The sequence below is a fragment of the Paenibacillus taihuensis genome (assembly GCF_003386535.1).
Taxonomy (GTDB): domain Bacteria; phylum Bacillota; class Bacilli; order Paenibacillales; family Paenibacillaceae; genus Paenibacillus_Z; species Paenibacillus_Z taihuensis.
Map to the genome: position 1 here is coordinate 15,595 of NZ_QTTN01000033.1, position 13,157 is coordinate 28,751.

General features: G+C 51.6%; 9 protein-coding genes. All 9 read right to left on the reverse strand.

The features are described from left to right. Position 1: 1 nt before the first annotated feature. Positions 2–2,299, reverse strand: coding sequence for a DUF5696 domain-containing protein (locus A8990_RS22600; protein ID WP_116191320.1), 2,298 nt, complete (start codon positions 2,297–2,299; stop codon positions 2–4). Further along, positions 2,292–2,918 carry a YIP1 family protein gene (locus tag A8990_RS22605; protein ID WP_181909731.1) on the reverse strand — a complete coding sequence of 209 codons (627 nt, stop codon included), beginning with the start codon at positions 2,916–2,918 and terminating at the stop codon, positions 2,292–2,294. The genes A8990_RS22600 and A8990_RS22605 overlap by 8 nt, the downstream gene beginning before the upstream one ends. Next, complete coding sequence (locus tag A8990_RS22610) at positions 2,915–4,384, reverse strand: hypothetical protein (protein WP_116191322.1); 1,470 nt, start codon at positions 4,382–4,384, stop codon at positions 2,915–2,917. Before A8990_RS22610 ends, A8990_RS22605 begins: the two co-directional genes overlap by 4 nt. 22 nt (positions 4,385–4,406) lie before the next feature. Beyond that, complete coding sequence (locus tag A8990_RS22615) at positions 4,407–5,279, reverse strand: carbohydrate ABC transporter permease (RefSeq protein WP_116191323.1); 873 nt, start codon at positions 5,277–5,279, stop codon at positions 4,407–4,409. Further along, positions 5,279–6,196 carry a carbohydrate ABC transporter permease gene (locus A8990_RS22620; RefSeq protein WP_245996156.1) on the reverse strand — a complete coding sequence of 306 codons (918 nt, stop codon included), beginning with the start codon at positions 6,194–6,196 and terminating at the stop codon, positions 5,279–5,281. Before A8990_RS22620 ends, A8990_RS22615 begins: the two co-directional genes overlap by 1 nt. A gap of 14 nt (positions 6,197–6,210) precedes the next feature. Then, positions 6,211–9,030 (reverse strand): extracellular solute-binding protein, encoded by a 2,820-nt coding sequence (locus A8990_RS22625; RefSeq protein ID WP_116191324.1) that lies wholly within the window; start codon positions 9,028–9,030, stop codon positions 6,211–6,213. Between the two features lie 65 nt (positions 9,031–9,095). Continuing rightward, the gene (locus A8990_RS22630; protein WP_116191325.1) at positions 9,096–10,205 is read right to left on the reverse strand and encodes an ABC transporter ATP-binding protein; all 1,110 of its coding nucleotides are present in this window, start codon (positions 10,203–10,205) and stop codon (positions 9,096–9,098) included. A 242-nt stretch (positions 10,206–10,447) separates the two neighbouring features. Continuing rightward, a complete protein-coding gene (locus tag A8990_RS22635; RefSeq protein WP_116191326.1) occupies positions 10,448–12,019 on the reverse strand; it encodes an extracellular solute-binding protein in 1,572 nt (523 codons plus the stop codon). A gap of 129 nt (positions 12,020–12,148) precedes the next feature. After that, complete coding sequence (locus A8990_RS22640; protein ID WP_116191327.1) at positions 12,149–13,111, reverse strand: MTP-1 family protein; 963 nt, start codon at positions 13,109–13,111, stop codon at positions 12,149–12,151. Between the last annotated feature and the right edge of the window lie 46 nt (positions 13,112–13,157).

The window sequence follows — 13,157 nt, forward strand, 5'->3', positions numbered from 1 at the left end:
GTCATGATCCCTTTACCAGTATGAAATCTTTCGGCTGAACCGTCTTGCCCTCATAACTGAACGGCTGGTCCGTATAATTACACACCACTTTGACGCCATTCTCATAAGACATGACTGTCACATCCGGCGCCAGCTGCCGGTAATCGGTCATAAATTGACCGTTCACGGCGTTCAGCACGTTCTCCACGCGCTTGTATTCGCTGACGATTGTATCCTTCCAAACGTTGAACTCCGTACTGTAGAAGTAGCTGTTATCGCTGTTCTTCAGCCGCTGCGTAGGCTCTGCCGTGACCGTAAAGCTGACATTCCCTCCTAGTTCAATCCCCTTCAGCAGCTGTACGGCAGGCTCGCTGAACGTATTGTAATTGCCGAGTACGTAAGGCACGAGTCCGTGAAGCGCAATCTGATAGAATGGCACTGTCTCATCAAGCACGGTCAGATAGCTTCCGTCCGTTGGCATATATTCGATCGTTGTTTTGTTTGCCAGAGCGAAAGCCGCCGCATTGGCGATTCTCACCTGCTTGAACGGAGCTCGCTGCGCATCGAGCGCTTTCGCATAGTTTACTTCCGTCTGGGCTCTGCTGACATAGCCGCTCTTGCTGAAGTCCGTGTTCATCATCATACCGATGCCGTTCTCGGAGATGCCGTCGATCCCGAGCTTCTTGTATTTGCTAATATTGCTGTTGATGCTCTTCATCATCTTCTTGCTGTTCAGCAAGTAGGAGTGGTCGTCCAAGTAACCGAAATCAAACGGGTTACCGAGCACATCCGTTACGGCGTCTTTGCCGAGCGAAATTCCTTTGCGGGAATTGGCCACGGTGCTGTTGTCTTCCAGGTAAACGTTGTACCCTGCGTTATGCGCATGCTTAACAAAATCCGTCAAGCCCGCATTGCCGCCAAGGTCGGAAGCAGGGGGAAACCGGTATGGCTGGCCGACCGGGTCGCCCTTGCTGCCCCAGCCCTCATAGACGATGTCCGCATTGTTTATTCCGTGCTCCTTGAAATAATCGACGATTTGCTCCGCCTGCCTGAAGCTAGTCATACTGACAAACGATTGCCCAGTGAAGGTATTCAGGGTTGTTCCACCATAAATGTTAAGCTGCAGAGGCACGACAGCTGAGCCTTCCTGCTTCTTGAGCCCTTTCGACTGCATCAAATAATTGCGGTACGTCTTCGCCATTCCGACGTAAGACGCCTGATCGCCGCTGCCGAAGAAATAGTCGACCGACCTGCTCAGCCTGATTCCCTTATCCTCGTAACGGAAATAGCCGTTTCCGTCCGTCGGGCTTGTAATGACCTTATATTTCTTCCGATAGGTGAACCGGGCGTTCACTGTATTAAATCCAGTTTGAACGCCGGCTGGGGAGCCGATAATATCCGCATTCGTATCGCCTTTGTCAATGATGGAAGTAAGCGAATTATGTTCCCGAACGATGCCGAACACAGGGTACAGCACTTTGCTTTGCTGCATGGCGTTTATAAGCGTTTTGTCATAGTTGTTCAAGTAGGTTAGGTCTTCACCGTACACCGTGCCGATAAATTGGCTGTTCAAGCCGTTATTGCTTCCAAACTTGATTAAGGCGCCGGGACCGTCAGGGACGAACAAATACCCGTCATCGCCCATATCATTGCGTGTTGCGCCAAGGAAGGGGAACACGCTGATGTCGGTGAGAAGCACCGTCTTGCCCTTATCCACTTTGTTTGCGCCAAGCTTGTTCTTGATATAGGTCACGCCTGGCTCGCGGATCAAGTACCACGGCAGCGATACGCTCAGTTGATCGTCCTTCAGCGTAACGTCATACGCGATCCGAACGCCGGATTTGGCGAACGTGAAGAATACTCTTGCGCCATGATCAAGCTGATAGATGGAAATCTTCGTCTTCTGATTCGCAACGTTGCCAATGGACGGATTGGCCGAATTCAAATCGTTGACGTAGCTGAACACGATCGGCGAGCTGATGGTGTCCTTCCAAAGCCGGTTGCTCTTCTCCTTGGCCAACTCCGCATCTGTCGGCCTGCTTCTCCATACATAACCGCTTTGCTTGTTAACCACCTCGATGTTGCCGTCCTTGAAGTCGATGCTGACGATCAAGCGGTCGTTCTCCGCCACCTTCTGCAGGCCGGTTCCACTCAGCTTCTTCAATTGTGAATTTTTAACAATTGGTTCGCTCGCATCTATGCTTGTCCCGCCCGCATTCCCATGAGAGCCGTTCATATATCGGAAAGCTAAAATAATAGCGCCAATCATAGCGAGGGCTGCCGTCGTTTTGATGACTTTGAGCAAGAAGTTCTTAATCAAACGCTAACACCTCTCTAAAAAATTCAATTAAGAAGCTGTAGGATTGCAGGCATATCCCGTACAGTGCAACCGCGAATACGACGATCAGCACCGCGGCAAACAGTACGAGCAGTATATTTTTTAGCGCTTCGAAGATTTCGTAGCCTTGCGTTTCCTTCACCTGCAAATAGAACATCACGACGACCCAAGCCATGATGACGAAATGAAAGAAGCTGTAGATGGAATGCTCTGCATCGGTAAGCGCATTTGACAGAAGCGCCAGCGGAATCGAGAGAATAATATACGGCAGCAGTGCATAGGCGGTAGAGATATAGAGCGACTTGAAGCTCCCTTGCCCGTTCGTAATCGCGCCAACCAAATAATTGGACAGCATCCAGATGAACAGCGGAACTGCGGTATAAACCAGCAGCTGAAGCGGAGAGGTACCCTTTAGCCCAGATAAATTGAAAATGAAGCTGGTCAACGCTTTGACCGCAATTTCGCAGACATAGAAGGCCGCGAACAAAATGCTCGCGGACAGGATGCTTCCTTTGCCCTGATACTGAAGCTCGTAGTACCCATCGATTGGGTGCAGCAGCACCTTCCACGAATACTTCAGCTGGTTCATTAGCTCCCTCATGGTTGCTCCTCTTTCATTCTCTTTAATTTGCCTCTCTTCCATTTGTTCAGGAGATAGAAAATCACGGCCAGCAGAACAAAAGAGGCGGCTATGGCGTTCAAGTTGCGCTGAATCCAAATCACTCTCAGCTGCCAATACGCATCGGAAAACAACTGTTGATTCTCGGCAATCTTCATCTCTTCCATCGATTTGGCCCACTGCTCGTTCTCATAGTAAATCCCGCCGAGACCAAGGTGCGCCTTATAATAGAACACGTTCCGCTTCAGCAGGTCCTCCCAGTACGGCTTCGCTTTCGCATAGTCGCCGTTATTGTATAGATTGGTCGCCGTCAGCACCTTGTTCATAAATTCCGTTGGCTTGAAGACATGAATGCCGTTATAAGTCTGGTCAGCGACATATATCATGCCTTTGGAATTGACCGCAATGCTGACCGGGACGCCGAAGCTGCCGATAATATAGTTGTTGCCCGTCAGCTTCGTGCCGAAAGCCGCCAGCACCTGCCCGTCGTTATCGTACACGAGTACGAGCCCGCTGTTGCGGTCGAACGAATAGATAATGCCGTTGCTGTCCACCGTTATATCGCCGATGGACAGTCCGCCGCTTGCATCGATAAACCGGCTGCTGACCTTCATATCGACATCCTTGAACAAGTCCTCGCCCTTCGTGTTGAGTTTCTTGATTTGCCCCTCGGTTACATTCAGCGTACAGGTATAGATGTAATGATCGCTGCCGATGAACAGGTCGCTTACCGAGGCTGCCTCCTGATTGCTGCTCGTTTCCACCTGCTCCTGCGTATAGAGCTTGCGCTTCAGCTTATCGATCAGCGTCATCTCCGTCTTGTTCCGTCCGAAGAACCCTTGAAACTTGCCTTCCGGCGATAGGACGGCGATGCCCTGATTGGAGCCCTTCAGCACGACGAACAGGAATCCTCTGGCATCGAGCGAAACCCGGATCGGTGCAAACATCACGTTCTTCAGGCTGACGTCGCCAGGTTTCTTGTACTCCTTGAGCCAATGGCCGTCGGCGCTGTAGACCGCAATCCTCTGATTGCCGGTATCAGCGACATAGACGTCGCCGTTGTCCGACGCATATACGCCCTCGGGAGCCTTCAGTTTCTGCTTGCCTTCTCCTGTTCCGAATTGCTGCAGGATGAGGCCTTCATCATTTATTTTGACAACCCGGTTGTTGTAATTGTCCGCTACGTAGATGCTGTCGCTTCCGTCGATAAAAATATCGTTTGGATTGTTCAACCCCGACGCGTCCGTCAGCATCCCCGTTTCGTTCTTCTCGTACAGCTTGGTGCCGAGAACCCGCACTGGCATGTATGGCGTTTGAATGCGGAATAGGTGCTTGTCGGGTCCTATGCCGTAAGAAGGATACGGGGCTTGCGCGAAGACGGCACCGGCGCCAGCCAACATCGATACGAGCACTAGAATCGGAATGATTATTATACTTTTGCGTCCCACAGCTGCTGTTCTCCTCCCGCCGTCATTTAATTCCGGAATTGACCATCGTCTCGATCATCGACCGCTGCATAATGGCGAAGATGATGAAATTCGGCACGAACAGCAGAAGAGCAATCGCCGCCGAAGCCCCCTGATTGGCGACCGAAGTGGTCAACCCGTTCGTTAGCGTCGCACCGAAATAGGGGAGCGTCTTCTTCGCTTCGCTAATCATATACAGCGTCGAGCTGTCCGCATCCGCCCATACGGACTGGAAGGACAGAATCATGACCGTGCCGACGGCCGTCTTCACATTCGGAATAACGATGCGGTAGAATGCCATCCATTCGTTCGCTCCGTCCATTCTTGCCGCCTCAAGCAGCTCCTTCGGAAGCTGATCCATGAATTGCTTGATCAGAAAGACGCCGACGGGCAAAGCAACCTGTGGCAAAATAAGCGCTGCGTACGAATCGATTAAACCGAGCTTGCTGATGACCAGATAACGGGTAATGCTTACCGCCGCCGGCGAGAACATCAATGAAACGACGATCAGCTTGAACATGAATTTGCTGCCGAAGAAGTCCATCTTTGAGAAAGCAAAAGCCGCCGCCGAACTGAACATAATCGTGAGCAGCACGCTGGATATCGTGACGACGGTACTATTGAACACGTATCGGGAGAATGGCACCAGCGATTCGCCCATGACCGACAGCAGATCGACAAAGTTTTGCAGCGTCGGATTGTTGACAAAAAACTTGGGAGGAAACATAAACAGTTCCGATAATGGCTTAAACGCGTTGTTGATAATAAAGATAATCGGAAAAATCGATACGACCGCGAACAAAGTCAATATCAATAGATTGTTATAATCGAATCCGGTCAGCCGGCTTAGCCTCTTGACCCTTAGTTTCTTCGGCATCAGTTGTCATCCTCATTCCCGAGCACGAGCCAGGTTAGTCTAGTGAATGAATAAGCTGCCACAAGCAGCATAAAGGTAAGCGCCGTTGCATAGCCAAGCTCGTATCGTATGAACCCGTAATCATCAATATGGTTTTGAATCAGCTGGCCGGCATAATTCGGCGTCGGGTTTTGCCCTGAGAGTTGGACGCCGATCTGCCCTGCATTCAAGGCTCCGACAATCGACATCACCGCAGCGAACAGCATTTGCGGCTTCATGGAAGGCAGCGTAATATACCACAGCTCCTGCAGCTTATTTTTGATTCCATCGATTTTGCCGGCTTCATACAAGGTCGGGTCCACATTTTGCAGACCGGCGAACAGAGACAGGAAGCCGACTCCCATGCTGCCCCAAATCGTAACGAAGATCATTATGCCAAGCAGATAGCTTGCGCTTTGCGTCCACGCGATTGGCTGTGAAATCAGGCCAAGATTGATGAGCGCATTGTTCAGATAGCCGAGACGGTCTCCGCTGAACAGGACGACCCATACGGTGGAGATCAATACGCCGCCCGCGATTGACGGCGTGTAGATCGCCATGACATAGACCTTCTTCAGCCGCTTCGGCAGCTGACTGATCAGCCATGCGAGCAAAAACTGCATCGCATAGCCGATCGGCCCGACAAACACCGCAAATTTGAACGTATTCGGAATGACGTATTTCATCAGCACCGAATCGCGCGTCAGCATAATTTTGAAATTGAGCAAACCCACGAATTTCGGAGGCTGAATGGAATTGAAGGATGTAAAGGACAATAGCGCAGCCGTAAATACGGGAACTACGATAAAGACGATAAAACAAATCATAAATGGAGCAAGAAATAAATAGGCGGTTCTGCTTCGTTTCAGCTCATTCCATATGTGCGTGCTTCTGCTCACTCTCGTTCCCTCTCTCATCGCTTATCGCCGAACTCCTGCTGCTTTACGTCCATTTCCGCCTGTATGTCCCTAGCAGCCAATTCCATCTGCTGCCTGTAATTTTTCTTGTCGATGACCGTGCTTGTCCATGCATTCCATAGCGATCTCGGCGTCATATAGGAGCCTCCGAGCACGTACGGAATTGGCTTGTACCAATTCAGCTGCTCACTGAGAGTCCGCTTGACGTCCTTGCTCCAGAAGTTCTGCTGCGCAATGACGTTCGGGTTCGGTGAATACCACATAAATTCTGGCCCGAAATAATTGCTGAGATCGTTGGCGAAATTCGTCTGCGTCTTCGTCGAGAGCCACCACTGCGTGAACTGCCACGCTTTATCCTGTCTCTCCTGATTTGACTTGAACAACATGACGCCGTTCTGCGTGCCCGCTTCCCAGCGCTGTATATTGCCGCTGCTATCCTTCGTCCCTGGTGCAAGCGTTATATTCCACAACCCCGAAATGTCAGGCGCACTCAGCTTGAACAAGATATATTGGTCGATGCCTGCAATGCCGACCGGAGCATCGCCCAGGCGGAAATGCTGATAGAAATTAGCCATCTGCTGCGGCATGCCGTACTTGATATACAGGTCCGTCCAGAACTGGAATGCCTTGAAGCCCTCCGGTGTCGTGAACGCCACTTTCTTGCCGTCCTCCGAATACGTCGGCACGTCATGCTGGGCGAAGAACGTTTGGAAATCGCCGTACGGATAGAAAAAGTTATAATTCTGCTGCTCTAGCGTCGCAATGTCCTTAACGACGTCATCCCAATCCTGCGGGACGGAGATATTAAGCCGCTTCAGCACATCCTCTCTGTAGTAGAGGACATTATAGATAACTTCCTCCGGCAGGCCGTAGTAGCCGCCCTTGAAGCTATAGGGGAGCATCGCGCCAGGCACGACGCCCGCCTTCAAATCGCCGAAGCCCTGAAGCTGATCGAGTCTCACCAGCGCATCCCGCTCTGCAAACGCATAGGCCGTGTAAGCATCGACGCCCGTCGCTACGTCGGGCTGCTTGCCTGCCGCATTCGCGAGCACCAGCAGATTGCCGCCCGGCGGGCAATAATTGACATTGATCTTAATACCGGTCATCGGCGTAAAATATTCGTTGGCGTAATCCTGCATTAGATTGACGTAGTTCTTATTGCGCTGTACCCACACTTGAATCGTATCTGCATCATTGGATTTTACGGCAGTGCCGCCGCCCGCAAACGAAGCGAAGAACTGTTTCACGTAGTATATCAGTTTGTGGAAAAAGCCCACTTTAATGCTCGGGAAAGCCGCATTCTTGCTCTTGATCGTTACGCTGTCAAGCGTAAGCGGCTGCTTGCTCAGCTTATTCGCCCAGTCTGTGACGCTTGTATAGATGGCGCTTAAGGCGTCATCCCGCTTCGGAATGTCATCCACGCGCTGCGACAATTTGTCCAAATCTCTTGCTGCCGTCAGCAATTCCCCATAGGCGCTCGTTTTGACGCCCGTCAAGCGGCTAACTGCTTCAGCCTGCTTCCGGAGCGTGTCCGAATACAATTTCAGATCAGCGTCAATGCCGGGAATGTACTGCTTCAGATTCCAGATCCGATAGACGTCCACGTTGTTCACGCCAACGATGCTCTGCACCTTCAGGTCCAGTTCCCGCAACCCGCGGACAGTGTCCTGAAGCTCCTGCTGCACATTGCGGTAAGGCGCATTCGTTACCGTCAGACGCAGCGTATGTGTGCCTTGGGTCAGATAGAAATCATATGGCTTATCGCCGCCCAGCACCTTCGACCGCCACGAAGCGCCGTAGGGGAAGCTGACGTCCAGCAGCTCCTGAAAAGGCGTCCTGCCGTCGATAGCGATGGTGCGGTACGAGCTGATGTCGGCATTGATGTTCTGTGCATATTTAAGCGCAATATTGTAGATGCCGTCCTGCGGAACATCGAATTTCCACTCGATCCAGTCATGCGCGCTCGACCAGTTTTCGCCGCCTACGGCGTTGAACAGGCGCTTCCCGTTCTGCTGCGGTGTCAAGCCCGGCTGCGCGATATTCAATAGCTGAATGTTCGTGCCCGACTGAGCGGCTGTATTCTCTGCTTCCAGCTTGCTCACGAAAGCATCATCTCCAGAAGCAGCCGGCAAGCGATGCTGATAGGCATCGTAATCTTCTAGCTTCTCGGGAGACTGTACGACAAGCTTGCCTATCGCCAGCTTGCCGTTTAAGCCCGTAAGCGTCAGGCGATTGTCGCCTTGCTTCAGGTAGAACTTCAGCGGCTCGGCGTTACCGCCGTTCCGGTCCGACAGCGGCATCAGCGTCCACTGCTTCACTTCGTTGAACTTCGGATGGATATTGTTCCCTCCGTCATCCAGCGGGAACGGATACCGGTCCTTCTCGTACCTCCGTTCAAACAAGAAGTTACCGCTCTCGGCAAAGGGCAGGCTTCCGTTGACAAGAAGCCCCCGTTCGACCGGCTGCTGCACAGGGTCAATTGAATAATATTCCACGGCGATTTCATACAGGCCGCCGGCTGGGACGCGGGCAATGTAGTTCAGCTGCCCGCTGTCGTTATTCCAGATCACCGCGCCCTGCTTGCCGCCTACCGCTCCGACGCTGATATCCGCATCACCGGACTTCGCCGTGAAATCCGCTGCTGCGATTTCAAGCCGGATGCCATCTGCGTCCTTGACCTGCGATTTGCTCCAGCTCTCCTCTACATCTGCATAATGCCGGATGATCGCGTCCTCCGCCGCATAGCCATTCATCGCAAGGGAGAGGAACAGGATGAATGAAAAGCCGCCTGCGAAGAACGGCCGTAGCTGCTTCATGATGCCCCTGCTTGACAACACATTTTCACCTTCCTCAAAGAATTCGACTTGCTTGGCATCAGAGCTTATGAAATACGGTGCTCCGAATGCAGGTCAAAACATAAAAAGCGGTCCATCTCAAGCGAAACAAGCACTTCCATGCCGTTCTGGTGCCTTTCTCTCGCATCGACGCGCACGATCACCTCGTCGCCGCCGAATCGTACGTATACATACCTATCCGCACCGACCAGCTCCGCTCCTTCGATTGTGCCTCTGAAGGACGGACCGGCAACATCGCCGCCGTCATACGGTTTAATGGTCATATTCTCCGGCCGAATGCCGCCATACACGTCTTTATATTTGAGGTCGATCCTGCCGGCCGTGTCCGCCGGCACTTCGAGAGCAAACCGGTCATGCGCGAACAGCAGCCTCCCGTCTTGGCGGACCAGCTTCCCTTTAATGAAATTCATTGGCGGCGAGCCGATGAAGCCGGCTACGAAGCGGTTCGCAGGGTAGTTGTAAATGTTCTCGGGCGTGTCGACCTGCTGGATGACACCGCCGTTCATAACGACGATCCGATCGCCCATCGTCATCGCTTCGATCTGGTCGTGCGTCACATAGATCGTAGTAACGCCCAGCTCCCGCTGCAGCTTAATGAGCTCCATTCTCATGCGGACGCGCATCTTGGCATCCAGATTGGATAGGGGCTCGTCCATGAGGAAGATTTTCGGGTCGCGGACGATCGCTCTCCCGAGAGCGACGCGCTGCCGTTGGCCCCCGGAAATTTGCCCTGGCAGGCGGTCCAGCAAATGCTCGATTTGCAGCTTCTTCGCTTTATTTTTGACCGACTCGTTAATCTCGAACTTCTCCATCTTCTTCAGCCGCAGGCTGAATGCCATGTTCTCGAACAGGGATAAATTGGGATAGAGGGCGTAGTTCTGAAAAACCATCGCAATATTGCGGTTTTTGGGCGGCAAGTTATTGACGATCTGGTCATCGATATAAATTTCGCCTTTCGAGATGCTCTCAAGGCCGGCGATCATTCGCAGAGTTGTCGTTTTTCCGCAGCCGGAGGGACCGACGAACACGATAAATTCAGAATCATCGATCTCCAAATTGAAGTCATGGACTGCCGGAGCTACATCCTTGGCATTCGGGTACATCTTGAATAAGCCTCGTATCGATACTTTTGCCATATGCGCATTCTCCCTCTGTTTATCAATCCTGTAGTGTGTGCAAACAGAATATCTCCCAAGGATAGGAACCTACCGGTTGGCCCAGCTTGAACAGCTTGACGGCAGTAAGTCCCTATGCTTGACAGAAATTGCGATCAACGCTCATCTATGCCCGGCGGATATGGCGGTAAACCGAATACAAGGACTGCCTATACCGCGATAGAAAGTCCTTGTATGCTCGGTTCTTTGTTATGCGATTGCGCTTACCACGCCGGAGGGTTGTCCAGCACTTTATTCGCGTTCACCTTGTTATCGTATTCCTTGAGTGCGTCAACGAGCTGCTTCTTCCCGCTGTTCACCTCTTGCGTTAGCTTGAGCAGGTCAGGCGTCACGTAAGAGTTGTTCGTATTTTGGGATGCGCTTTCAAAGCCGTCGTACAGCGTTTGGAACTCTTCGTTCAGGCTGTACTTCGTCGAGAACGGCGGCATGCCATAACCGTAGTAGTCATTGCCAAGCGTCATCGAGAACGAGTAGCGGTTCTCGTCATACTTGAACGGGAATACTTTATCGCCCGAATCCGGGTTCGTCGTATAAGCGTTATTACGGAATTCCTGACTTGTCATGAATTTCAGAACGTCCCATGCAAGGTCTTTGTTCTTGCTGCCTTTATAGATGGAGTATCCGATTTCGTCAATCAGCGTTCCGCGGCCGCCTGGACCGGACGGCACATTATAAACGCCGACTTTGAACGGATAGGATTTGGATGCCTGATCATAAGGAACTGCCCACGAACTCGCTACGAACATTGCGGACACGCCTTTCTCCCAGTCCACGTCCCAGATCGAAGTATCCAATCCCATCGCTTTCTTCTGATCCTCGGAGAGGGTTGCCGCATAGTTATTGCCGTACACTTCCAGATACTTCTCGATAGCCGTAATCGCGTTAGGGTCCTCAGCCATGTTGGACACCTTCTTGCCGTCTACCTCCTTGTAGCCTTTGACGCCATAGGCTTGAAGGAAGAAATTCAGCATCCGCGGATAATCTTCCACATCAATGTTCCGTGCAAGTCCTGCGGTCATGTTCTTCGGATCGCTCTTGTTCGTCAGCTTGTGCGCCGCGCTCATGAAATCGTCGATCGTCCAGTCGTTCGTCGGATAAGGCACGTTCGCTTTGTCGAACAAATCAAGGTTGGCGATGATAGCAACCGGCATCGGATCGAAAGGAATGCCGTATGTCACGCCGTCCACTTTATGCTGCTCAAGCAGAGAAGGGATGAAGCTGTTTTTGTAGTCTGGATCTTTATCCAGATAGCTGTCGAGCGGTTCTACGTACTGGTTCTTGTTGAGCGTTTGCAGAATGCCCGGAACCGGACCTTCCCAGAAGAAAATATCAGGTAAATCGCCGCTCGCCAGCCCTTTTGTAATGTCCTTCCAATCTTTGTCCGGCTGCACGTTCAGCACAACGTTCGGGAACTCGTTATGGATGTACTCGTAGAAAGGGTCACCCGGCTTGCCGCCAACGCCTTCCCCTGCGCGCATCCAAATGTTAAGCGTACCTTTCAGTTCTTTTCTATGCGCAGCTTCCTCAGCGCTTACAGTTGTCGCCGAGTCGCCATTGTTCGCCGCCGCATTTGTTGCGGACGCATTGTTTGATGTCGAATCATCGCTCGCTGCATTGTTCGCCGCGTCGTTTGCCGCGTTATTCGCTGCATTGCTAGCCACATTGTTGGCCGCATTGTTCGAGTTTGAAGAATCGTTGCCGGATGAACAAGCAGTCAGAAAGATCGACAGGATAAAGATTATAGCTACTACAAGAAAAACAGCTTGTTTTTTCATGCCTTCTTTTCCCCCATTATGAGTGATGGTTGCTTCTGGTCGCAGCTCTGCCTTGATGTCTTATTCCTACTGTACGATTACATGACGATACCTCCGGGCGGCACCTCCTTGTATCAATCTCATCCGCAATTACAAGCTGACAATGCTTCCGTAGCCTTCAAACGGATAATCGATGACGATCCGGCCTGCCTCGCAATCGCCGATACCGCTGTACAGATCCGCCTTACCGTCAGCTCTCATTTCGATACCGGACGTAAACGCGCAATCGACAAGATCAGGCTTCTTCGCAGGACCCGAAGGATAGCTCGAACGCGTTCCGATCAGCTTGATATCCCTAGCCTCGTGCATGACCGGGTCGAATACGAAGGAGAAGTTCATGTAAGTCAGGATCAGCTCGCCTTGCTCGTCGACCCATTTGTACGATTTGTGGCCGATGACGCCGATCATGCCGCTATCCAGCAGATAAGCCTGGTTGCAGCCGCCCCACTCATCATTATCGAAAAGCCCTGGAATATATGAAGCGTTTTCAATCACTTCAGCGGTCAAATCCTCAAGCCGTTCGATAATCGCAAAGCCAACGATCGATTCGCTGCCGTACTGCTTCCGCACTTCCTCGTTTCTTGGCCGCGAGAAGACGCCGATTCGGCCGTCCGCCAACTCCACGAGACGGATATCCTTCATATAATCCGGGCCTGTTGTATAGTAGTACATGTCATGAATGTCCGTTCCCTTATAGAAGTAACCGTAAAACGTGTCGATTTTTCCTTGCCGGTAGCGCACATGCGTACCGCCTAGAACGAGCTGACCTGCGATCTTGCTGACATAAGGATCTTCCAGCTGATAAATCATGGAGTCCGGAACAAGCGTCCATTCATCCGTTCCCGTCTGCTCGAACAGCCTTACCCAGGAACGCGCCCATTCGCTTCTTCTTTCAACACGTCCGAAAATATATCGTTTCCCTTGCCATTCAAACGGGATCGAAGGGTTATAGACGTCATAGCCATCGACACCGTCAAACGTTAGTTTAACGCTTTCATAAATCGGCTTCGTAAGTTCAAATTCCGTTCTTTGGTCAATAACAGATGCCTTCATTGTGCCACCCCTTCTAAAGCCGCAGTAAATTTAATAGATTACAAAC